At 66.0% G+C, this 22,721-nt stretch carries 16 protein-coding genes; 9 read left to right on the top strand and 7 right to left on the bottom strand.

The annotated features are described in order from the left end of the window. Positions 1 to 45 precede the first annotated feature (45 nt). A complete protein-coding gene (locus GS424_RS15460; protein WP_160941345.1) occupies positions 46 to 1,575 on the top strand; it encodes a helix-turn-helix transcriptional regulator in 1,530 nt (509 codons plus the stop codon). A 107-nt stretch (positions 1,576 to 1,682) separates the two neighbouring features. Next, positions 1,683 to 3,122, top strand: a complete 1,440-nt coding sequence (locus tag GS424_RS15455; RefSeq protein WP_160941344.1) for a response regulator transcription factor — start codon at positions 1,683 to 1,685, stop codon at positions 3,120 to 3,122. A gap of 75 nt (positions 3,123 to 3,197) precedes the next feature. On the opposite strand, the gene GS424_RS15450 is transcribed toward GS424_RS15455, so the two are convergent. Together GS424_RS15450 and GS424_RS15445 are read right to left on the bottom strand one after the other, a co-directional pair. After that, a complete protein-coding gene (locus tag GS424_RS15450) occupies positions 3,198 to 4,757 on the bottom strand; it encodes an FAD-dependent oxidoreductase (protein WP_160941343.1) in 1,560 nt (519 codons plus the stop codon). Between the two features lie 151 nt (positions 4,758 to 4,908). After that, on the bottom strand, positions 4,909 to 5,943 hold the full coding sequence (locus tag GS424_RS15445) for a hypothetical protein (protein WP_160941342.1): 1,035 nt from the start codon (positions 5,941 to 5,943) through the stop codon (positions 4,909 to 4,911). A gap of 520 nt (positions 5,944 to 6,463) precedes the next feature. Here GS424_RS15445 and recJ point away from each other — a divergent pair. From recJ to GS424_RS15430, 3 genes are read left to right on the top strand one after another with little or no spacing between them, the layout of a single operon-like run. Beyond that, complete coding sequence (recJ, locus tag GS424_RS15440) at positions 6,464 to 9,856, top strand: single-stranded-DNA-specific exonuclease RecJ (protein ID WP_160941341.1); 3,393 nt, start codon at positions 6,464 to 6,466, stop codon at positions 9,854 to 9,856. A gap of 27 nt (positions 9,857 to 9,883) precedes the next feature. Beyond that, positions 9,884 to 12,292: a RelA/SpoT family protein gene (locus tag GS424_RS15435; RefSeq protein ID WP_160941340.1), complete on the top strand. Its 2,409-nt coding sequence runs from the start codon at positions 9,884 to 9,886 to the stop codon at positions 12,290 to 12,292. Next, entirely contained in the window at positions 12,289 to 12,948 is a 660-nt protein-coding gene (locus GS424_RS15430; RefSeq protein ID WP_160941339.1) for an MBL fold metallo-hydrolase, read from the top strand. Before GS424_RS15435 ends, GS424_RS15430 begins: the two co-directional genes overlap by 4 nt. Before the next feature lie 98 nt (positions 12,949 to 13,046). On the opposite strand, the gene GS424_RS15425 is transcribed toward GS424_RS15430, so the two are convergent. Beyond that, positions 13,047 to 14,198: a nitrate/nitrite transporter gene (locus tag GS424_RS15425; RefSeq protein WP_160941338.1), complete on the bottom strand. Its 1,152-nt coding sequence runs from the start codon at positions 14,196 to 14,198 to the stop codon at positions 13,047 to 13,049. Between the two features lie 284 nt (positions 14,199 to 14,482). Between GS424_RS15425 and GS424_RS15420 the strand changes: the two genes are divergently transcribed. Genes GS424_RS15420 through GS424_RS15410 form a run of 3 tightly spaced genes read left to right on the top strand, consistent with a single transcriptional unit; the run spans position 14,483 to position 16,836 of the window. After that, positions 14,483 to 15,535, top strand: a complete 1,053-nt coding sequence (locus tag GS424_RS15420; RefSeq protein ID WP_015761374.1) for an inorganic phosphate transporter — start codon at positions 14,483 to 14,485, stop codon at positions 15,533 to 15,535. An 11-nt stretch (positions 15,536 to 15,546) separates the two neighbouring features. Beyond that, positions 15,547 to 16,176 (top strand): DUF47 domain-containing protein, encoded by a 630-nt coding sequence (locus GS424_RS15415; RefSeq protein WP_160941337.1) that lies wholly within the window; start codon positions 15,547 to 15,549, stop codon positions 16,174 to 16,176. Between the two features lie 30 nt (positions 16,177 to 16,206). Then, on the top strand, positions 16,207 to 16,836 hold the full coding sequence (locus tag GS424_RS15410) for a DUF47 domain-containing protein (protein ID WP_160941336.1): 630 nt from the start codon (positions 16,207 to 16,209) through the stop codon (positions 16,834 to 16,836). A gap of 36 nt (positions 16,837 to 16,872) precedes the next feature. On the opposite strand, the gene GS424_RS15405 is transcribed toward GS424_RS15410, so the two are convergent. Both GS424_RS15405 and GS424_RS15400 read right to left on the bottom strand, forming a co-directional pair. Next, positions 16,873 to 17,826, bottom strand: coding sequence for a trimeric intracellular cation channel family protein (locus tag GS424_RS15405; protein ID WP_160941335.1), 954 nt, complete (start codon positions 17,824 to 17,826; stop codon positions 16,873 to 16,875). 6 nt (positions 17,827 to 17,832) lie between these two features. After that, complete coding sequence (locus GS424_RS15400; RefSeq protein WP_160941334.1) at positions 17,833 to 18,825, bottom strand: zinc dependent phospholipase C family protein; 993 nt, start codon at positions 18,823 to 18,825, stop codon at positions 17,833 to 17,835. 146 nt (positions 18,826 to 18,971) lie between these two features. Here GS424_RS15400 and GS424_RS15395 point away from each other — a divergent pair, with 146 nt between their 5' ends. Next, the gene (locus GS424_RS15395) at positions 18,972 to 20,198 is read left to right on the top strand and encodes an MFS transporter (RefSeq protein ID WP_160941333.1); all 1,227 of its coding nucleotides are present in this window, start codon (positions 18,972 to 18,974) and stop codon (positions 20,196 to 20,198) included. A gap of 81 nt (positions 20,199 to 20,279) precedes the next feature. On the opposite strand, the gene GS424_RS18080 is transcribed toward GS424_RS15395, so the two are convergent. Together GS424_RS18080 and GS424_RS15390 are read right to left on the bottom strand one after the other, a co-directional pair. Then, positions 20,280 to 20,405, bottom strand: coding sequence for a hypothetical protein (locus GS424_RS18080; RefSeq protein ID WP_268891925.1), 126 nt, complete (start codon positions 20,403 to 20,405; stop codon positions 20,280 to 20,282). 486 nt (positions 20,406 to 20,891) lie between these two features. Continuing rightward, positions 20,892 to 22,565: an MFS transporter gene (locus GS424_RS15390; RefSeq protein ID WP_160941332.1), complete on the bottom strand. Its 1,674-nt coding sequence runs from the start codon at positions 22,563 to 22,565 to the stop codon at positions 20,892 to 20,894. Positions 22,566 to 22,721 lie beyond the last annotated feature (156 nt).

Here is a 22,721-nt window from a genome sequence, read left to right as displayed (position 1 = left end):
TCTGCTAGAATGACCCTACGGTGATAAGGAGGGGGACTCTCGCACATGCGCGCTCCATCAGCATTGAAACCGGACGTGCCAAGCTTCGGCTACGCGACGTTTCTGTCCATCAACGCAACGTCCATCTGGGGCGGCATCTACCCCTACTTGCCCGCGTTCTGCCAGACGTCGCTCACCACCATCGTATTCTACACGGTTCAGATCGCCGCGTTCTGGCTGGCGTTCTGCGCGGCCATGGCCTTCACGTGGGCCCGGCCCGGCCTCTCGCGCGGGGCGCACGTGCTGGCGTTCTCGGTGCCGCTCGCGTTCGGGCCGCTCATGTTGGTGGGGGCCATGTACCTGGAATCGCTCGCGTTGGCATTGGTGGTGGGCGCGGCGGCGCTCATCGGCGTGGGGTCGGCAGGCTATCTCATGAGCTGGCAGCGCGTGTTCGCCTCGCTCGACAGCGCGCGGGGCAACCTCGCGCTCATCAAGGGCACCGGCTTCTCGGCGCTGCTGTACTTCTTCCTGTGCTTCATCCCCACGGCGCTCACCGCCTACCTTATACCTTTGGTGCTGGTGCCGCTGGCCGGGCTGTGCCTGTGGATCGCCGCGCACGCGACGGACGCGCAGCAGCCCATGTTCGACGACGTCCCGCGCGAGCACGCGGTGGTGTACCGAAACGCGCTGCGCGAGAGCTTCCTGCCGGCGCTGTCGGTGGGCGCGCTCGGGTTCTGCTCGGGCGCCATCCGCTTCATCGCGGTCACGCACCAGGAGCTGCTCAGCACCATCAACATCTTCTCGATGTTCGCGCTGCTGGCCGTGGTGGCCGTGTTCTACGGGGCGTGGCGGCGGCGCACCATCCACGTGGACCTCATGAGCGTGTTCCGCGTGCTGTTCCCCATCGCGGCCACGTGCCTCATCGTGCTGCCGTTCGCGGGCCCCGAGTTCACCACGGTGGGAAGCGGCGTGACGTACGCGTGCTTCATGCTGGCATGCGTGCTCATGATGATGCACTGCGGCCAGATCTCGCGCGACAGCGGCATCAACCCGGTGCTCATCTACGCGTTCTACGGCACCATCACCTACTTCATGCAGATGTGCGGCTACCTGGTGGGTTACGCCTCGGGCAGCGCGGCGGGGCTCGGCGTGGAGCAGCTGTCGTTCGTGGCGCTCGTGGCCCTGTACGTGATGCTGCTCATCGCGCTGGTGGGGCGCAAGGTGGGCAAGCTGCACACGAACCGCCTCGAGTTCCTCATGCTCACACCGAAGGCGCCGCAGAAGGAGACGTCGGCGGAGATCGCAGTGACGCAGGCGGTGCGCGCCCGCGACGTGGCAACGCCGGCCGGTGCGGACGCGGGGCCGCAGCTGGCCGACCGCGTGTCGAAGCGCTGCAAGCGCCTGAGCGAGCTGTACGGCCTGTCCAGCCGCGAGGCCGAGGTCATGGAGCTGCTCGTGCGCGGCTACTCGGGGCCGGCCATCGCCGAGATGCTGTTCATATCCGAGAACACCATGCGCACCCACTCGAAACGCATCTACGCGAAGCTCGACATCCACAAGAAGCAAGAGCTGCTCGTGCTGGTGGAGCAGATGTAGGGAGGACGCGCTCTTGGCGCGCCCCGCCGCGCCACGGGGCGCGGGGGGGGGGGTGGGCGCGGTATACTGCGTGTAGGAAACCGAGGCGGGGGAAAGGGCGTGCGGGCGTGCAGGTGGATGCGGCGAGAAGGACGCGGCTGCTCGTGGCGGTGGCCGTCGTGGGGTTCGGGCTGCTGCAGGGCGCGCGGCTGCTCGACCTGGGCACGGGACCGTATTCGCCCGAGCCCTACGCCATCGCGGGCATCGCGGCGGGCGGCGTCACGTACCTCAGCGTGGCGATCCTCTCGTACCTCGGGCGGCTCGATCGCGCGTTGCCCCTGTTCGTGGGCGGTTGCTGCGCGCTCGCGGCGCGCGTGGCGCTGGCCGCCAGCCCCGAGACGCTCGGCATCGTGCCCTTCGTGGCGGCGCTCGCCGGCGGCGTGGGCTGGGCGCTCATCATCCTGTGCTGGATGCAGGTGTTCGCCAGCTATCGTCCCAGCTGGGCGGTGCCCATGATCGCGGCCGGCTACGTGGTGGACACGCTGCTCGTGCCGGTGAGCACGGCCCTGTTCCCGCTCGGGCGCGATCTCATGTTCCTGGCGGCCCTCGTGATTTCGCTCGTGGCCCTCGGCGCGTGCATGCGCGCCGACGAATCGGTGGCGAAGGTGATGATGCCGCAGGACGCGCCCGCCACGTCGATGGCCGAGCTGGCCGCGCGCACGAAGCGCGCCGTGGCAGGCGCCGTCGTGTTCTCGACCTCGTGCGGGTTCGTCGTGCAGATGGACATCGCGGGCGGGATGCACTACGCCCAAACCGCGGTCACGTCCATCCTTGGCGTGGTCGTGTCGTTCACGCTGTGCCTGGGGCTCGTGCTCGTGCGGCCGAAGAAGGCGAGCATCGACGTGGCCTATCCCGTGTCGGCCCTGGCGCTCATGTCGGTGCTCATGTTCCGCAGCGCGAACCCCTCCGACACCACGTGGTCGGGCCCGCTCATGGTGGTGCTGCTCATCACGTTCTTCTGCCTCATCTGGATGGCGTTCACCAGCGAGGCCTACGAGCGCAAGCTGCCGTCGTTCTTCCTGCTGGGCCTCGCGGTGGGCGCGTCGCAGCTGTCCATCGCCGCCGGTCGCGCGCTTGCCACCACCGACGTGGGCGCGCTCGCGTCTCAGCACTTCGACACGGCGCTCACCGCCATCATCTGGCTTTTGGGCGCGTCGGTGGCGCTGCTGTTCCTCAGCTACCTGTGGCTGTTCGCGAAGAGCAAGGAGAGCGGCTACGTGGACGCGCCCGACGAAATGAGCGAGCCCACCGCGTCCATCGAGTCGCTCAACGCCGCGGCGCTCGAGCTGCTGCGCGACACCTACGACCTGTCCGCGCGCGAGTTCGAAGTGGTCGGCGAGTTCTCGTCGGGCCGCAGCGCGCGCTACATCGCCGACTACCTCATGCTGTCGGAGCACACGGTGAAGACCCACCTGCGCCGCGCCTACGCGAAGCTCGACATCCACTCGCGCCAGGAGCTGCTCAACCTCATCGACCGCATGGAAACGACGATTCACCAGCGTCGATAGAGCCCCGCATGGCGAAAGCCGCCGGAGGGGAGTCCGGCGGCTTTCGCATGGAGGGGAGGGTGGGAACGATGGGGGTTACGCGGTTTCGGCGGCGACGTTCTTGCCGGCGATGCGGCCGAACACGATGGAGCTCATCTGCCAGTTTCCCGAGATGGTGATGCTGCCCAGCGGGCCGCCCGTGCACATGCCCGCGGCGTACAGGCCGGGGATCACGGCTCCGTCGAAGTCCACCACGCGCGCTTCGGCATCGGTTTCCAGGCCGCCGTGCGTGTAGATCTCGCGGCACGTCTCGGCGGGGCCGGCGTAGAACGGGGCCTGGTCGATGGGCGTCATGTGGTGCGGGTCCTTGCCGAACTCCTCGTCCACGCCCGTCTCGCAGAACCCGTTGTAGCGCTCGATGGTGGCCAGCGAGGCGGCCTGCGGGATGCCGAACACCTTCTCCATCTCGGCCGCGAGGCCCTCGAGCGTGTCGGACTTCGCCATGAAGCCGCCCGCCACGAACTCGTCCAGCTTGTCGGCTGTGAACTTCATCGAGCCGGTGGCGTCGGGCACGTGCCGGCCGTCGATGACGGGGTAGTAGACGTTGCCCGGCAGGTCGACCACGTCGAGCGCGATGTCGCCGCGCGACTGGCCCTCGTCGGTGAAGCGCGTGCCTTCGGGCGTGAGCAGCACCTGGTTCACCGCGCGCGTGACGCCGGCCGGCGCCACCTTCTGCTCCATGACCTCGGGCACCGAGTAGTAGGGGTCGAACATGATGTACTCCATGTGGCGCACCGAGGCTCCCGCCTTCTGCGCGGCGCGGATGGCCTCGCCGGTGTAGGGGCCGTAGGGCATGCCGAAGGCGGCCAGCGTCTCGGCGCACTTCTGCACGGTCTCGGGTACGGCTTTGAGGTGGCGGGGGATCAGCACGTCGTCGTCCGACCAGGGGCCGGTGCAGATGACGACGCCCTTGCGCGCCTTGATGCGCTTGTCGTCGGCGACGACGCCGACGATGCGGCCGCTCTCCTCGTCGCGCACGAGCTCGGTGAGGGGTGTGTCGGCCATGATCTCGCCGCCGGCCGCCTGGATGGCCGCCGAGAGCTTCACGGTGAGGTCGCCGGGCGTGGCCAGGATGTACTTGCCTTGGCCGTGGCGGCCGTCGGACACGCGCAGGGTGTCCTTGAACTCGCAGCCGTGGTCGATCATCCAGTCGAGGCTGTCGGCCGAGTTGTCGCAGTACACCTTCGCGAGCGCCTCGTCGGCGGTGCCGTACGACACGCGCATCGCGTCTTCCAGCATGATCTCGGCGCTGTCCTCCACGTCGTCGAAGTTCTGCGGAAGGTGCAGCTTGGAGTCGTAGGCGCAGTACTGCTCGCACACGCTGGTGATGCCGCCGGTCATCTTGCTCTTCTCGATCATGATGACCTGCGCGCCCGCCTCGAGCGCCTCCATGGCCGCGGACACGCCCGCAGCGCCCGAGCCCACCACCACGACGTCGGTCTCCTCGTCCCACGAGCCGTCGCCCGTCTTCGCCGAAGCGTTGCCGGCGCACGCGCTCAGCGCCGTGACGCCCAGCAGGCCCGCCGCGCCGATGCCGGCGCCCTTCAGGAAGTTCCTCCTCGAGAGGCCGTTGTGCTGTGCGGTTGCGTTCGTCATGTCGTTCTCCCTTTCCCGTTCCCTTAACCTTGTTCGGTTGCGGCGCGATCTCCCCGATCGCCGCCGATGGGATGCACTATGCGCCCGCCCGGCCGAAGCGCTATCGCACGAAAGGGTCCCTCGCTGTAACACGAAAGGTATGAATTACGCGTTATGCCTGGTGGGAGAGTGTGGTGCTTCGATTTGGGCCCACTTCTTCGGGGCACGTCGTGCCGAGCAGCTGCGACCTCAGTCTGATCTGTTTCAGTTCCCAGTCGCTCGCCCGGGGACGGCATCTTCTTCCCAGCCGTTTCGCCATCGCATGGGCGACTTTGTCCATTTCCGACCGCATGTGCAATTGCTCGTTGGTGACGGTGATGACGAGGATCCCCCGATAGGCCAGAGCGGTTCTGCGCGCCGAGTCCTTTACCTGCTCGGCGCTTCCCGCGTGGTGAAGCCGGCTGTCGTACTCGACGTCCAGCTTTGCGTCGGGCCAGAACAGATCGCAGCGGCACGTTCGGCCGACGTCCTGCCCCCGAGCTTTCTCTGGGATGAGCACCGGGTGGTTCAAGGTTGCCTGTTGGAATCCGTAGCCGCCGAGGCGTCCCGGAAAGCTGCTGAGTATGGAAAGCTGCGATTCCTTGGGCGATTCCGAATTCGGCAGTATGTGCGGAACGACTTTGCGCGCTGCGTCGACGCCGCGGAGATTCTGCACAGGGGAGAGGAACGACTTGAATTTCATCGCGGTGGTCAGCGGTGGCTGGTTGGGGATCATGTCGCTGCCCGGTAGGGCTGGCAGTCGGTAGCTTCCGCAGAACTCGTAACCCGTTTCGACGAGGTTCGCGAAAGCGGCCGCGCGGGCTTCGAGCAGCAGGCACAGTTCCGGGCAGGCGACGAACACCCCATCGCCCACGTTGACGAAAGCCGATGGGGGAATTCTCTTGTCGAACACGCTACTGGTCATGTGTGCGGTGCGGACGCGCGAAAACGTGTTGGGAACGATGAAGTGCACCGGGTTCGAGTGCTGCTTGAGTCCAATGCGCTCGAGACGTTCCAAATCGCATACGCTCGGCTTGGCCTCATCGTACGAGTCTGAGCGAAAGCCCCCAGGCTCGCCGCGCCGTGCAAGCAGCGCGCGTGTTCGCGACGGTGAGCGTTCGGTGCGCCAGAACTCCATCGACGAGATATGTCCAAGGACGATTTCCATGCTTTCAGCGTACCATGCTGGCTGAAGGATTGAAAGAGCAAAAACAATGTTTGATCAGGTATTATGCGTTAGATTCGCGTGAGATTTCCGCTGGATTCGCGCAAGAACTCTGCCAGATTCGCTTAAGATTTCGTTTGATTCTCTGAAGTAGCAGCTCCGGGACCTCCGACCCCGACCTGACCCCGATCCCGAACTCGACCCGCCCTGCCCACTTTGGGCGCAAAACGGTACCCATGACAATTTTGAGTTGCGTTTCAAACGCTTCGCGTTCTAAATCGCAAGCAAAACCCCAGATGGCGAAAAATACGGATGTGCCCCTTCCTCCGATTGCGATGCATTTTTTTGTCATGGGTACCGTTTTGCGTCCAAAAATCGCAACGTCGTGGGCTCGCCTACGGCGGCGTCCGACAACGTGCATATCGCGTGTGCCGCCCGCGTCTTTGCCGGTGACACCGCACCTTGATTGTGGGACAATGGGAGACGAACTATTCGAATTCACGCATGTTAGGTATGAGCGCCCATGTCTGCCCAGTTCAACATTAGAGCGGCCGACCCCGCGTCCGTGGTGCGCCTCGAACGCGAACTCGGTCTGCCCCGCTTCATCGCCGCGACGCTCGTCGCGCGCGGCATCGACCAGCCCGCAGCCGTCCATCGCTTCCTCGAGCCGTCGCTCGAGCGCGACTGGTTGGATCCGTACATCATCCCGGGCCTGTCCGACGTCGCCGACGCGCTGGAGGCCGCCATCAAGCGCGGCGACCACATCCTCGTGTTCGGCGACTTCGATCTCGACGGCATCTCGGCCACCACCGTGCTCACCCGCGGTTTGCGTGCCTTCGGCGCGCAGGCTACGCCGTTCATCCCGCTGCGTTTCGAAGAGGGCTACGCGCTGTCCGAGGCCGCCATCACGCGCGCGTGCTCGTATGGCCCGGACTTCATCGTCACGGTGGACTGCGGCATCGCCTGCAAGGTGGAGGCTGCGGCCGTGGTGGAGGCGGGCCTCGGCCTGGCCATCACCGACCACCACGAGCCCGTCGACCTCGTGCCCGAGGGCGTGCCCGTGGCCGACCCGAAATGCGACCCGGATTGCCCGAGCTCCATCCTGGCGGGCGTGGGCGTGGCCCTCAAGCTCGTGCAGGTGCTGGGCGGCCGCCTGGGCCAGCCGCACCTGTGGCGCGACTTCACCGACTTCGCCACGCTGGGCACGGTGGCCGACCTCATGCCCATGCGCGACGAGAACCGCGCCCTCGTGGCCGACGGCATCGCGCGCATGAACGGCGCGCCGCGTCCCTGCATCGCCGCGCTGCTGGCCACCAGCGGCGCCGCCGACAAGCCCATCAGCGCCACGAACCTCAGCTTCTCGGTCATCCCGCGCCTCAACGCCGCCGGTCGCATGGGCGACGCGCAGCTGGCGCTCGACCTGCTCATGACCGACGACTTCGAGGAGGCGAACCGCCTGGCCTCCAAGCTGGAATCGGTGAACGACCAGCGCCGCGCCATCGAGGCCGAGCTGTCCGAGATCGCGAAGGCCCAGGCGGCCGAGATCTACCACGGCCAGCGCGCGCTCGTGGTGTCGGGCGAGAGCTGGCACGAGGGCGTGAAGGGCATCGTGGCAAGCCGCCTGGTCAACACGTACGGCGTGCCCAGCCTGCTGTTCACCATCGACGGCGACGAAGCGCGCGGCAGCGGCCGCAGCGTGGGCCAGGTGAACCTGTTCAAGGCCGTGGAAGGCGCGTCGGACCTGCTCACCCGCTTCGGCGGTCACGAGGCGGCCGTGGGCGTCACGCTTCCGGCCGACAAGCTGCCGGAGTTCGAGCGCCGCCTGTGCGCCTACATGGACGCGCTGCCCGAGGGCGCGTTCCACCCGCTCGTCAAGATCGACGCCTGCGTCAGCCTCGACGAGCTCACGCTGGACAACGTGGCGCAGCTGGACAAGCTGGCGCCGTTCGGCCAGGAGCATCCCGTGCCCGTGTACCTCGCGCGCGACGTGATGCTGGCGAACTGCCGCGCGGTGGGCGCCGAGAAGAACCACTTCTCGTGCACGCTGTCGGACGGACGCGCCACCGTGTCGGGCATCATGTTCCATTGCACCGACATCGAGTCGCTCATGCGCACCGACAGCGTGGTGAACGCCGCGTTCGAGGTGCAGATCGACGAATGGCGCGGCCGCAAGTCGGTGAAGGCCATGCTGCAATCGCTTGCGCCCGCGCGCACATGCGGCGCGCTGGAAGCGTGCCTCAATCCCGAGAACCTCAGCTTCGTGGCCGATCTGTACGCCACGAGCGATGCCGAGCTGTGCGCGAACGCGCCGCACCGTCCCGAGGACGTGGAGGCCTACGAGGCCGCCCGCGCCGCGAACCGCGCCTGTTGGGAGCGCAAGGCCCAGGAGGATCCCGCGGCGCTCGAGCAGGAGATCGTCCACGCCATCATCGGCGACAAGCCGCTGCACGACGCGCAGCGCGCCATCCTCGACCACCTGCGCGCCGGCCGCTCCACGTTGGGCATCATGGCCACGGGCCGCGGCAAGTCCCTCACGTTCCAGGTGCACGCCGCCACGCGCGCGCTGGCGAACCACGAGGCCAGCCTGTTCGTGTACCCGCTGCGCGCGCTCATCGCCGACCAGGCGTTCCACCTGCGCGAAGCGCTCGACGCCTTCGGCATCGGCGTGATCACGCTCACGGGCGAGAGCACGCCCGACGAGCGCCGCCAGGGCTTCGCTGGCCTGGCCGACGGCACGTACGACATCGCGCTGACCACGCCCGAGTTCCTCGCGTGGCATGCCGACGAGTTCGCCGCCACCGGTCGCGTGCGGTTCGTCGTGGTGGACGAGGCGCACCACGTGGGCCTCGCGAAGGCGGGGCAGCGCGTGGCCTACGCCACCATCGGCGCCGCCATCGCGAAGCTGGGCGCCCCCGCGCCGGGCGCGGGGGCGGAAGCGGCCGGCGAGCGCCAAGCGCCCACCGTGCTGGCCCTCACGGCCACTGCCGACGACGACGTGGCCGCCGCCATCAAGCGCGAGCTGCCGGTGGACGCATGCGTGTACGACCCGGCGTCGCGCCCCAACCTCGAGGTGGACGACCAGCGCAACCTCAAGAACCGCGACGACTACCTGGCGAACCTCATCGCGTCGGGCGACAAGACGGTCATCTACGTGAACTCGCGCGAGCAGTCCGTGGCCGTCGCGCGCGCCCTGCGCAAGCGGGTGCCGCAGCTGGCGCCCCTCATCGGCTTCTACAACGCCGGCCTCGCGCGCGCCGAGCGCAAGCGCATCGAAGAGCTGTTCCGCACCGACGCGCTGTCGGTGCTCGTGGCCACGTCCGCCTTCGGCGAAGGCGTGGACATCCCCAACATCCGCCACGTGGTGCTGTACCATCTGCCGTTCAACGAGATCGAGTTCAACCAGATGAGCGGCCGCGCGGGCCGCGACGGCAAGCCGGCGGGCATCCACCTGCTGTTCAACCGCGGCGACTGCTCGCTCAACGAGCGCATCCTGCGCGACATGACGCCCGACCACGATTGCCTCGCGCAGGTGTACCGCCGCCTGCGCAGCCTGCAGCGCGACAGCGCCGAGGCGTTCTTCACCATGAGCAACGCCGACCTCGCGAAGGCGGCCGCCACCGACGCGTTCCCCGTGAGCCCCGCCTCGGCGGCCTGCGGCGTGGCCGTGTTCCGCGAGCTGGGCCTCATCGAGACGCACACGGCGTTCGGCGAAGGCGGCATGGCGCGCTCCATCCACGTGGTGGAAACGCAGGACAAGGTGGAGTTGACGGACAGCGTACGGTACCGTGAAGGTTTGGGGGAGCGCGAGGTGTTCCACGCATTCCGGGACTGGGCGATGAAGAGCGATTCTGCTACCCTCCATATACGCGTGTCGCGTCCCATTTTGCCGGGTGACGCGGCGGGCGTCGCGCGCTAGCGCGCACGCTTGAAGGGAGGATGACCAATGGGCAAGAGCAACCATGAGGAGCTGCTGGGCAGCGCGCCCGAGGCGACGTCGAACAAGCAGACCGTGGAGGATAACCTGCTCGGCCGGCCCCACGTGGCCGAGAAATCGTTCGCGCCCGAGGCCAAGAAGGACGCCCTCGCGTCGAAGACGCCCGAAGAGCGCTTCGCCGAGCTGCAACGCCTGACCTCGGTCTATCTCTCCGAAGAGGACGAGGCCATGCTGGCGAAGGCGTTCCGCTTCGCGAGCGAGGCGCACGAGGGGCAGTGCCGCAAGAGCGGCGAGCCGTTCGTGGCGCACCCCGTGGAAGTCGCCATCATCCTGGCCGATTTGCGCATGGACGTGGAAACGCTGTGCGCCGCGCTGCTGCACGACACCGTGGAGGACACGAGCGTGACGCGCGACCAGGTGGAAGAGGAGTTCAACGCGCAGGTGGCGCAGCTGGTGGAGGGCGTGACGAAGATCACGCGCATCGAGGTGGAGAGCCTCACCGACGAGCAGGCCGCCACCATCCGCAAGATGTTCGTGGCCATGAGCAAGGACATCCGCGTCATCGTCATCAAGCTGGCCGACCGCCTGCACAACATGCGCACGCTCGGCGCGCTGCGCGAGGACCGCCGCATCTTCAAAGCGCGCGAGACGCTGGAGATCTACGCGCCCATCGCGCACCGCCTCGGCATCAACAACATCAAGTGGGAGCTTGAGGACCTGTCGTTCTACTACCTCGAGCCCAACAAGTTCAAGCAGGTCAGCCGCATGGTGACGGAGAGCCGCTCCGAGCGCGAGGGCTATCTCGACCAGATCATCTCCATCCTGCACGACGAGATGGACAAGGTGAACATCCAGGCGCAGATCATGGGCCGCCCGAAGCACCTCTACTCCATCTACCAGAAGATGACGAAGAAGGGCAAGGGCTTCTCCGAGATCTACGACCTCATCGCCGTGCGCGTCATCGTGAAGTCGGTGAAGGACTGCTACTCGGCCCTCGGCGCGGTGCACACGCTGTGGCACCCGATGCCCGGGCGCTTCAAAGACTACATCGCCATGCCGAAGTTCAACATGTACCAGAGCCTGCACACCACGGTCATCGGGCCGGCGGGCCGCCCGCTCGAGGTGCAGATCCGCACCGAGGACATGCACCGCCAAAGCGAGTACGGCGTGGCGGCGCACTGGCGCTACAAGGAGAAGGGCGGCAAGAGCGGCGACGAGCTGGACCAGCAGCTGGCGTGGTTGCGCCAGATGGTGGACTGGCAGGACGAGTCGCAGGACTCGCGCGAGTTCCTCAAGGACCTCAAGGTGGACCTCGCGCCCACCGAGGTGTTCGTGTTCACGCCGAAAGGCGAGGTCATGAGCTTGCGCGCCGGGTCCACGCCCGTGGACTTCGCCTACGCCATCCACACCGAGGTGGGCAACCACTGCGTGGGCGCGAAGGTGAACGGCGCCATCGTGCCGCTGACCTACGAGCTGCAGCTGGGCGATCGCGTGGACATCCTCACGCAGAAGAGCGCCAGCCCCTCGCGCGACTGGCTGGGCCTCGTGAAAACGCCGAGCGCGCGCAGCAAGATACGCTCGTACTTCAGCAAGGTCAGCCGCAGCGACGATCTGCAGAACGGCCGCGACAAGCTGACGCGCGAGATGCGCAAGCACGGCCTGGGCATCTCCAGCGCCCAGTCGATGCGCGCGCTCAAGTCGGTGGCCGATCACATGGGGTACAACGACGCCGACGACATGCTCGTGCACATCGGCACCGGCAAGGAAAGCGCTCAGCACGTGGCGAACCGCCTGCTGAAGATCCTCGTGGACAAGGGCAAGGAAGCCGAAACCGCCATGGACTACGTGGCCGGCGACATGTCCACCGGCAAGCTGCCCCCGATGCTGACCAGCGTGAAGGCGCCGAAGAAGCACGAGGCGCACACGTCGAACGGCGTGGTGGTGAAGGGCGTCGACGACGTGCTCGTGCGCCTGTCGCGCTGCTGCAACCCCGTGCCGGGCGACGATATCCTCGGCTTCGTGACGCGCGGCCGCGGCGTATCGGTGCACCGCGCCGACTGCCCGAACGCGCAGGACCTCAAGCAAACCCCTGAGCGCATCATCGACGTGGCCTGGGAGAACGATCTACCGAAGAACACGTCGTTCAAGGTGGAGGTGTTCCTCGACGCGCTCGATCGCATGAACCTGCTGCGCGACGTGGCCGTCATCCTGTCGGAGCAAGGCGCGAACGTGCTGTCCAGCTCCACCACGTCGCATCGCGACGGCATGGTGGAGATGCGGTTCCTGTTCCAGGTAAGCAGCATCAACCATATCGATATCGTGCTGAGCAAACTGCGCGGCATTGAAGGAGTGTTCGACGCGCGCCGCATGGTGCCCAAGGCCGGCGGCGGCAAGAAAAAGACTAGGAGCGACTCATGACCACCAAGGTGAAGGGCACCTGCGTGCCCGTCGAGTACCTCGTGCTCGGCCCTATCGAGAACAACGTGTACATCATCTCCGACGGCAAGGCCACCATCGTGGTGGACCCGTCCTGCAAAGCCGACGAGATTCTCAAGGCCGTGGGGAACCGCACGGTCGACGCCATCATCCTCACGCACCGCCACTCGGACCACGTGGGCGCCGCCAAGGAGCTGCGCGACAAGACCGGCGCCACGGTCATCGCCTCGGCCATCGACGCGCCCATCATCACGGGCGAGAAGAAGCTGCCGCGCGACGACATGCGCTTCGCGCCGTGCCCGGTGGACCATGTGGTGAACGACGGCGACATCCTCAAGATCGGCGACATGCCGTGGAAGGTCATCCTCACGCCGGGTCACACGGAGGGCGGCATCTGCCTGTTCATCGACCCGCGCTTCGGCACGAACCCCGAGGGCGCGCCGGTGCTCATCTCGGGCGACACGCTGTTCTGCGGTTCCATCGGCCGCGTGGACTTCCAGGGCGGCGACATGAACGCCATGCGCCGCTCGCTCAAGCGCCTCGCCGTGCTGCCGGACGAGACGGTGGTCCTGCCGGGCCACAACAGCATCACCAAGATCGGCAACGAACGCAAGCGCGTCTTCGCGTACTACGCGTAGGAAACCGGGCCCGGCGCGAATGCGCCGGGCCTTTTGCTTGCAGGGAGCGCAGCGCACGCCACGCGGTTCGCTGTTTCACGTGAAACACGCCACGCGACTCATGCCTCGGCCTGCTTCCTCCCGTGCATCGCCAGGGCTATCGCGAGGCAGGCCAGCGCGAAGGCGCCGAAGGCGGCGAGGCCCGGCACGTTCGTGCCGAACAGCAGCATCGACGTGGACAGCACGAGCGGAGGGAAGAAGCCGCCGAGGCCGCCCATCATGGACACGATGCCGTTCGCAAGGCCGGCCTGCTTCGTGAAGTACGTCGGCACCAGCTTGAACACCACGCCGTTGCCGATGCCGCATGCGAGGCTGATCAGGTAGATGCCCGCCAGGTACACCGGCAACCCCGGCGCGACGGCCAGCACGGCGGCGCCCGCGACGATGCCCGCGAATACGAGGGCCAGCAGGCGATAGCAGTCGAACCGGTCGGCCAGCCAGCCGCCCAGCACGCGCACGGCCGCAGCCGCCACGATGAACACCGAGGTGGCCATGCCCGCCGACACGCCGTCCATCGCATAGTGCGACGTGAGGAAGTTCGGCAGGTACACGGTCAGCGCTACGAACGCGCCGAACGTCACGAAGTAGAACAGCGACAGGTACCACAGGCGCACGTCGCTGCCGATGGCCCTCAGCTGCTCCCTGATGGGCGTCTTCACACGCGGCTCGTCGCGATCGCCCAGCACGAAGTTCAGCACGATGAACGCCGCCAGCAGCACGAGGTACAGCTTGACGGCGGTGCGCCAGCCGAAGGCCACGGCGGCCACGGGCGCCAGCCAGGTGGTGAGCGCGGTGCCCATGTTGCCGAAGCCGTACACGCCGTTCACGAAGCCGTGGCGCTCCTTCGGATAGTACTTCGGCAGCGACGTGACGCCCACCGAGAACACCGCGCCGGCGATGCCGAGGAACGTCCCGCCGATGAGCAGCCCCTGGTAGGAGGTCGTTTCGCTCAGGAACCACACGGGCACCACGAGCACGGCGAAGCTGGCCAGGAACACGGTACGCGCTCCGAACAGGTTCGCGCAGTAGCCGAACGGCACGCGCAACACCGAGCCCAGCACCACGGGGATGGCGGTGACGAGGGCCACTTGGTCGGGAGGGATGAAGATGTCCTGCTTGATGTACGGAAGCAGCGACGACAGGATGACCCACACCATGAATCCTGCGATCAGGTCAGCCGTCTGCAGCGGCAGTTGAATGCGCTTGTTCATATCGATTTCCTCCCCCCGGTGCCTCGCGGTGCCGTATGCCGGCGCAGCGACGCGGAAACCTTCCCCCTGATTCGCTTACTGTATCACGCATCAATGCGATGCGGGTTAACTCCTATCCATTTAAGGGGTTTTCCCCGCGGCGCTTTCTTCGCGGCTTTACCTGGATTTTGCCGTTTCCCCCATAATCCGACGTGAAAAGAGCGAGGAGCCCCTTTCGCTTTGTTAGATTTACGTTAAACTGGGGAATGCTGAACCTTTTTGCTGTTGTTGTCGAGAGGGATTTCGTGACCATAGAGTGGGCTTCGTTCATCGCTGGGCTCGCGTCCAACCCGATCCTCGTGGTTGTGACCCTGCTCAACATCGGCGTCATCGTCGTGAATGGGGCGACGGACGCTCCGAACGCGATCGCAACCGTCGTATCGACAAGGGCTATGAAGCCGAAGCCCGCCATCGTCATGGCGGCTGTCTGCAACTTCCTGGGGCTGCTGGTGGTTTCTCTGTTTACCGCCGCCGTCGCACACACCATATTCAATATGGTCGATTTCGGAGGCGACTCCCAGCAGTCGCTCATCGCTCTCATGGCCGCCATGGTGGCCATCATCGTGTGGGGCACCGTGGCCTGGTATTTCGGCATTCCCACCAGCCAAAGCCATTCGCTGATCGCCGGCCTCACGGGCGCGGCCATCGCGCTGCAGGGCAGCTTCGACGCCATCAACGGCGCGGAGTGGATCAAGGTGGTGTACGGCATTCTTTTGTCCACGCTGCTGGGCTTCTTTCTGGGTTGGCTGAACTCCAAGGCGCTTGGACGCGTCTGCCGCAACATGGATCGCAAGAAGACTTCGCGCTTCTTCCGTTGGGCTCAGGTGGCCTCGGGCGCGGGCGTGGCGTTCATGCACGGCGCGCAGGACGGCCAGAAATTCATGAGCATCTTCGTGCTGGCCATCACGTTGGCCACGGGCGTGGGGCAGGCCGATCAAATGATCCTGCCCATCTGGCTCATGTTCTTCTGCGCGCTCAACATGGGGTTGGGCACCGCCGTCGGCGGCGAGCGCATCATAAAAAGCGTCGGCCTGGATATGGTGAAGCTCGAGCCGTTCCAAGGATTCGCCGCCAGCGTGGCAACGTTTTTCTGCCTTATGCTCTCCACCTTCGCCGGCTTGCCGGTTTCCACGACGCACACGAATACGACCGCCATCATGGGCGTGGGCGCAGCGAAGCGGAAAAGCGCGGTGAAGTGGGGAATTGCAATCGATATGGTGAAAACGTGGGTGCTGACGTTTCCGGGGTGCGGTCTGCTCGGATTCGCGTTCGCCCACCTGTTCTTAATGTTCTCGTAAAGGAGGACCCTGTGGGCAAGAGGGACAAGTTCGATTATTTCGATGCGTTCGAGAAACAGACGGAAGTTGCCGTTCAGGAAGCCGAGCTGCTGATCGAGGCCATCGAAAGCTTCACCGAGGCGGAGCATCTCAAAGAGGTCATGGAGCGCGCGCACGAGCTGGAGCACAAGGGCGACGAGATCAACCACGCCATCTTCAAGACGGTTGCTACCGATTTCATCACGCCTATCGAGCGCGAGGACATCATCAACATGTCCCAGTACCTCGACAACATCATCGACTACATCGAAGACGTCATGCAGCGCTTCTACATGTACGACGTGCACTTCATCCATCATGACGCGCTCGAGTTCGCGCATCTCATCAAGAAGAGCTGCGAGGCGCTCGACAAGGCCATGGAGGACTTCCGCAACTTCAAGAAGTCCAAGACGTTCAAGCAGCTCATCGTGGACGTGAATACGTACGAGGAAGAGGCCGACCAGCTGTACATGAAGGTCATCCGCAAGCTGCACACCCACGACCGCGAGAACCCCATGCGCGTGCTGGTGTGGTCGCAGATCTTCGACCGCATGGAGAAGTGCTGCGACTCGTGCGAGCACGCCGCCGACACGATGAACTCCATTCTGTTGAAGAACGTGTAAGGATCGGCAACGACCCGCTAAGGGGGCCTCATGGGCAAGAAGCGCAAGGCGGACTATTTCGACCTGTTCGAAAAGCAATCCGAGGCTGCGGTGGCCGAAGCGCAGCTGCTCATCGAGGTGATCGACAGCTACACATCGGGAAAGAGCGTGCGCGAGCTGATGGAGCGCGCGCACGCTCTGGAGAACGAGAGCGACGAGTACAGCCACGCCGTCTACAAGATGCTGTCGCACGATTTCATCACGCCCATCGAGCGCGAGGACATCATCGCGCTGACGCAGAACCTGGACAACCTCATCGACTTCATCGAGGATGTGGTGCTGTGCTTCTACATGTATCGCGCGAGCGACATGCACGAGCACGCGCGCGAGTTCGCGGTGCTCATCAAGAAGAGCTGCAAAACGCTGGATAAAGCCATGAAGGATTTCCGTCATTTTAAGAAATCGAAGGCCATCAGGCAGCTCATCATCGACGTGAACGCCTACGAGGAAGAGGCCGACCGGCTGTACCTCAAGGTGAACCGCAGCCTCTACGGCAAGGAGCACGACGACCCGCTGCGCGTGGTCATGTGGCTGCGCATCTTCGACCGCATGGAGAAGTGCTGCGACACCTGCGAGCACGTAGCCGACACCATGGGCGGGATCCTGCTGAAGAACGCATAGGGCGCGCCTGCGTTCCGCGGCGCGCCCGGGCGCGTGCTATTTCCGCGGCTCGAAGGGGTCGCGCTCTTCCTCCTCGTCCGTGCCGACGATGCGGCGTAGCTCTTCCCGGTTCACGATGATGCGGTCGCTGGGGTCGCTGGCGCCCACGGCGCTCGACGACGTCGGCGGCTCGGCCTCGTGCGCGGCGGACGTCCGGTCGCCCTTGCTCCGCTCCGCCACGTACTCGCCGTTCATGCGCGCCCAGAACACGCGCAGCTTCTCGTAACCGTGCCGCTCCTTGTCGCGTTCCACCTTGCCCTTCGGCGGCCGCACGCGGTTCGCCACCGAGCGCACCGGCTTCGACACCGCGCGCGTCACCACGTCGGAGTAGTCGCGCGGCGGCTTCGTGCGCCAGCCGAAGAACAGCGACGCGTAGCGCAGCCCCAGCACCAGCACGACGCAGGCGAGGGCGGCGTAGTTGTCCAGGATGTGGTTCTGGCTCATCAGCGCGTAGGCGATGCAACCCACGAGCGCGGCGCTGCCGTACAGGGCGCCCGCTTGGAACGCCTCGGGCTCGCGGTTCATGCACACGTCGCGCAGGATGCCGCCGCCCACGGCGGTGATGGTTCCCAGGATGATGGACGGGATGATGTCGAGCCCCGCCGACAGGCTCTTGCTGACGCTGATGACGGCCCACAGCGCAACCGACAGGTTGTCGAGCAAATCGACGATGGGATCGAGGTAGGTGGCCAGCTTGCCGAAGTAGAACACCACCACGCCCGCGATGGCGCACGCCAGCACGAGCGTGGGTTTCTGGAAGGCGTAGATGCCGTAGTTCTGCAGCAGGATGTCGCGCATGATGCCGCCGGCCAACCCGGTGAGGATGGCGATGCACGCCACGCCGAAGATGTCGTAGCGTGCGCGCACGGCGCTCATGGCGCCGGACAAACCGCCGGTCAGCGCAGCGGCCATTTCCAGCCAGAACGGGATGGTGAGGGCGACGTCCAGCATGGGGGCTTATGCTTCGCCGACGGGCGGCGCGTTGACCGCGCCGTCCTCGACCGACACCACGAGGGCCACCACGGGCTCGCCCGAGAAGTCCAGCTCGTGCGTGATGGCGCGCGCCGCTTCGAGGTCGAATCCATCCTCGTCGAACGCGAACAGGTTGTCCTGCGCCCTCCCCAGCGCCTCGTCGAAGAGGTCCCAGAAGCCCACCGTGCGCACTTCGCCCGTGAACGGGTTCTCCCACGCCTCGTGGGCGCGGTTGTCGAACGGGCTCTCGGTGAGGGCGACGGGGCGGTGGCTCATCGACTTGTAGAACGAGAAGGGACGCAGCAGCTCCTCGACGCGCCCGATGACGGCGCGCTTGCGGCCCGAGGGCGAGTAGAACAGGCGCTGCGCCATGCGGAAGTCCTTGACGGCCGTCTCGAACATCGTGGCGGGGATGATCTCGCCGTACACGGTGAGGGCGACGTAGGCGTACATCTTCGAGATGACGTGCAGCACGAAGTCGCTCGCGTTGAGGATCTCGGTGGACGGGTTGAACGTGGCCACGGTTTCGTTGCGCCGCTCGAACAGCACGAGCTCGTCGAGCTCGCTCTCGATGATGCCGTGCACCTCGCTGCCGTCGGCGCGCGACAGGCCGGGCTCGCCGGCGTCGCACAGCTGGTACTCGTGGAAGAACACGAACGGGTGCATGGTGGAGTCCAGCGTGTAGTGGCACAGGAAGCCCAGGGCGTAGGCGCGGCCCACCTCGAGCTCGGCGCTTCCGAGGATGCCGAGGGAGTTCTTGAACGCGGCCAGCAGCTCGCTCGGCTTCTTGTTGTGCATGGTGGAGCCCAGGCGGTTGTGCTCGCGCAGCTGCGGGCTGAGCACGGTGTAGAACAGGGGGTCGGGCCCTTGGTTGCCCAAGAGGAAGGCCTCGGCTTCGTCGCGCGAGCCTCCGATGAGGGTGTACAGGCGGTCGTAGACGTCGCGCCCGAAGAAATCGTGTGTTATGAGTGCGGGCATGGGGGATGACGCTCCGTTCTGACTTGAATTTTACCGGTGACGCTCAGCGCTATCATATACAATGAGCGAGGACTTGTTAACCTTCGGTTTCTCACTTGTGAAGAAGGAATCCCCGAGTTGACGGAAACGAGACGAGAGGCGTGGCCATGGCAGGCAAGCTGACGAAGCAGGAGAAGAGCTGGATTCTCTACGATGTGGGCAATTCGGCCTTCGTGCTGCTTGCGACGGCGCTGATCCCCGTGTACTTCAAAACGCTGGCCGAGCCGGGTTCGTCGGTGGTGGTGGCGTGGGGCTACGCCGAGACGGTGGCCTCGCTGCTGCTGGCGCTGCTCATGCCCATTCTGGGAAGCCTTGCCGACCTCAAGGGCAACAAGAAGAAGTTCTTCATCGGCACCGTGGGCACCGGCGCCATCGCGCTGGCCGCGCTGGGCATCCCCACGGCGGCGCTCGCATTCCTCGTGATCTACGTCATCGCCTCCATCATGCTGAACGGCTCGATGGTGTTCTACGACGCCTTCCTCGTGGACGCCACCACCGACGAGCGCTACGACGAGGTGTCGTCGCAGGGCTACGCGTGGGGCTACATCGGCTCGTGCGTGCCGTTCATCCTGTGCCTCGTGGTGGTGCTGTTGGGGCCGGGCGTGGGCATTCCCATGGACGTCGGCATGAAGATCGCGTTCCTGATCACGGCCGTGTGGTGGGTGGTGTTCAGCATCCCGCTGATCAAGGACGTGCATCAAACGCATTATAAGGAGCGCGCGACGCATCTCGTGCGCGACACGTTCAGCGGCCTGCTGCGCACGCTCAAGCGCATCTGGAAGGACCGCCGCCTGCGCCTGTTCATGCTGGCGTTCTTCTGCTACATCGACGGCGTGCACACCATCATCAAGATGTCGACGAGCTACGGCACCGACCTGGGGATCGACTCGACGCAGCTGGTGCTGGCGCTGCTGGTGACGCAGTTCGTGGCATTCCCGTCGGCCATCGCCTACGGGCGGCTATCCACGAAGTTCGGCACGAAGCGCATGCTGCTCGTGGCCATCGGCGCGTACTTCTTCATCACGCTGTTCGCGGCGTTCTTCCTGCGCGAGGCCGTGGAGTTCTGGATGCTCGCCATCTGCGTGGGCCTGTTCCAGGGCGGCATCCAGGCGCTGTCGCGCAGCGAGTTCGGCAAGCTCATTCCGAAGGAGCACGCCAACGAGTACTACGGCTTCTTCGACATCTTCGGCAAGTACGCCGCCGTCATGGGCACGTTCCTGGTGAGCCTGTTCACCCAGCTCACGGGTAACTCGTCGCTGGGCGTGCTGTCCATCGCCGTGCTGTTCGTGCTGGGCTTCGTGCTGCTGTGGCGGATGCCCCAGAGCAAGGAGTAGCGCGCGCCGGGCCCGGGCTTTCCGCGTCGCGGGGGAGTGCTTGGGCTTGCAGCTTCCGGTTGTGCCCCCCGCGGTGCCGCCTCAGCGCGTGCGCGCGGGGTAATAGCTGCGGCTGCTTTCCGAGAACAGGCATGCGACCAGCACGAAGATGCCGATCAGCACCGTCGCGCCGACGGCCTTGCACGTGGTGCCCAACGTCTTGTCCATGCGATCTCCTCACCTCGAAGCTGACAACTTCAACTATACCGGGGCTTCTTGACGGGTGCCTTGATCGCCCCTTACGCGCGGCTTACGTCTTCGTAAGGCGGGGGACGGCGGGCGGCGGGTAACGGTTTGGGGGACGGAGGGGTGGTGGTCGCGCGGAGCGCGGTAGGCGTTTTGCGTCGATGTGGCGCCTTCGCGGGGCGAAAAACGTTTCGTGAGGCCGTTTCTGCTAAAAATTTCAACTTATGAACGAATTGCTGGCATGAGCGAAAAAGCCGACCTGGGGTTTCTTTGGTCCGCTCGCGAAAAGCGAGCTAAAAATCGTTCATAAGTTGAAATTTTTAGCAGAAACGGTCGCGTAGCACGATTTTCGGCGATGTCGTTTGCGGGGTGGCGCGCGGGACGAAGGCGCACCCCCGCCCGGCGCGGGGGTGCGGGGCGGCCGAGGCGTGAACTCGGATATCGTCCGCATCGCGTCCCGGCTTCGCGCTACTCCTGGAGGGCTGCGTCTTCGAGGTCGGGGGCGGGGGAGCCTTCGCTTGCGGGGCGGGTGCGGGGGACGGCGGTTTGGACGAGGTGGCGCGTTCCCAAGAGGCCGACGAGCATCACGAGGCTCAGCAGCGCGAACGTGATCTGGGTGGCCTCGGTCTGCACCTGGGCGTGGGAGGCTGCGAAGCCGTCGGCTGCGGCGGCGCTCATGCCGTAGGGCTCGATGACGGCCAGGAACCCCTCGTTGCTGGTGTAGGCGGCGCTCTGCTCGATGAGCAGCGGCCGCGCGTCGGCGTCCACGGCGTCGGCGGGAAGCGCTCCCGCCATGCCGAACGACAGCGTCAGCAGCAGCGACGTGCCCGCAGCGGCCGTGCCCAGGGCCATGCCGATGTTGCGCGCCGCGCCCTGCATGCCGCCCGATTGCTGCGCGTCGCGGCCCGACACGGCCGACGCCACGGCGTTGTTCGCCTGCGAGTTCACCGCGCCCACGCCGAACCCGCCGAGGCACACGCCCGCGAACAGCGTGGGCCCCACGCCGTCGCTTGTCACCCCGAGGGCGATGAGCGCGCAGGCGGCCGCCATGGCGGCGAATCCTCCGCGGATGAGCAGGCGCGACGACAGGTGCGGGGCGACCTTGGGCAGGAAGGTGGCCAGCACGAACATCGGCAGGGCCGACAGCAGCGAGAACACGCCGGTCTGCAGCGCGGAGAACCCGGCCACCAGCTGGAGGTGCGGCGTGATGACCATGCCCTGCGCGCCCATGTAGAAGAACGGCAGCGCCACCGCGACGAGGCCCGCGCGCACGGGGCGGCTCTCGATGAACGATCGGGGGATGAGCGCGCTGCCGTGCACGCGCTCGATGCGCCGCTCGACGGGGATGAGCACCACGAGCAGGACGAGCCCGCATGCGGCCAGCGGCAGCGCCGGCGAGATGCCGAAGAGGGTGAAGGGGCATCCCGTGGTGGGCGCGACCACGCCCCATGCCGAGACGCGCGACACGCCGAACAGGAACATGCCCAGCCCGAGGGCCGCCAGCGCGGTGCCGACGCCGTCGAGGCGCGCGGGCTTGCCGGTGGCGTGCAGCGCGGGCAGCAGCGCCGTGCTGAGCAGGACCAGGACGAAGTAGAAGCCGAGCGTGGCGAAGGTCATGCGGAATCCGGCGCCGTCCATGAGCGCGCCCAGCGCGAGCGGCGACAGCGTGGAGATGGCCGCGGCCCCGGCGATGGCCCCGAACGCGATGGCGCGCCGCCGACCCTGGAACAGGCCGGGGACGAAGCCGAGCACGGCGGGCGTCACGAGGCTGGCGCCGAGCCCCATGACGAGGCGGCCGGCCCAGGTGAACGCCAGCATGGTGGGGGCGCATGCAGCGAACGCCTCGCCGACCACGGCCAGCACGAGCCCGATGCGCAGCGTCTTGCGCCAGCCCCACGACACGCCCAGCATGCCGCCGGCGATCATGAAGGCTCCCGCCACGAGCGCGTACACGGTGTTCGCCACCTGGATGTCGCCCAACGAGGCTCCCAGCTGGGATGACAATTGCGATACGGCGATGTTCATGGCGGCGTTGTCGCTGGTGGTGCCCACCTGCGCCAGAACGAGCGCGGCCAGCGGCGCGTACGAGGAGGCTCCGTTCGAAGCGGGTGCGGCGGTGTGAGATTGGGATCGAGCTGACATGGAAAACCCCTTTAGCCGAGATGCAGGTCGATGCTGCGAATCCGGTTCCGCCTTGTATTGTAGGCCGCACCGGGAAACGACATGCCAACGGAAATTGCCGGAGTTGCGGCAACCTTGCCGTGCCGTGAGGGGCGGTTTGCCGGAGCAACGGAACGC

It is taken from the genome of Eggerthella guodeyinii, from assembly GCF_009834925.2.
Taxonomy (GTDB): Bacteria; Actinomycetota; Coriobacteriia; order Coriobacteriales; family Eggerthellaceae; genus Eggerthella; species Eggerthella guodeyinii.
Note: the sequence above shows the minus strand (reverse complement) of the source record. Positions and strands in the feature narration are given on the sequence as shown.

Coding starts and splice junctions, on each gene's coding strand:
- GS424_RS18080 (WP_268891925.1), bottom strand. CDS start 20,405: ATGGACAAGACGTTGGGCACCACGTGCAAGGCCGTCGGCGCGACGGTG.
- GS424_RS15405 (WP_160941335.1), bottom strand. CDS start 17,826: ATGCTGGACGTCGCCCTCACCATCCCGTTCTGGCTGGAAATGGCCGCT.
- GS424_RS15425 (WP_160941338.1), bottom strand. CDS start 14,198: ATGAACAAGCGCATTCAACTGCCGCTGCAGACGGCTGACCTGATCGCA.
- GS424_RS15435 (WP_160941340.1), top strand. CDS start 9,884: ATGGGCAAGAGCAACCATGAGGAGCTGCTGGGCAGCGCGCCCGAGGCG.
- GS424_RS15410 (WP_160941336.1), top strand. CDS start 16,207: ATGGGCAAGAAGCGCAAGGCGGACTATTTCGACCTGTTCGAAAAGCAA.
- GS424_RS15430 (WP_160941339.1), top strand. CDS start 12,289: ATGACCACCAAGGTGAAGGGCACCTGCGTGCCCGTCGAGTACCTCGTG.
- GS424_RS15450 (WP_160941343.1), bottom strand. CDS start 4,757: ATGACGAACGCAACCGCACAGCACAACGGCCTCTCGAGGAGGAACTTC.
- GS424_RS15390 (WP_160941332.1), bottom strand. CDS start 22,565: ATGTCAGCTCGATCCCAATCTCACACCGCCGCACCCGCTTCGAACGGA.
- GS424_RS15400 (WP_160941334.1), bottom strand. CDS start 18,825: ATGCCCGCACTCATAACACACGATTTCTTCGGGCGCGACGTCTACGAC.
- GS424_RS15445 (WP_160941342.1), bottom strand. CDS start 5,943: ATGGAAATCGTCCTTGGACATATCTCGTCGATGGAGTTCTGGCGCACC.
- GS424_RS15395 (WP_160941333.1), top strand. CDS start 18,972: ATGGCAGGCAAGCTGACGAAGCAGGAGAAGAGCTGGATTCTCTACGAT.
- recJ (WP_160941341.1), top strand. CDS start 6,464: ATGTCTGCCCAGTTCAACATTAGAGCGGCCGACCCCGCGTCCGTGGTG.
- GS424_RS15460 (WP_160941345.1), top strand. CDS start 46: ATGCGCGCTCCATCAGCATTGAAACCGGACGTGCCAAGCTTCGGCTAC.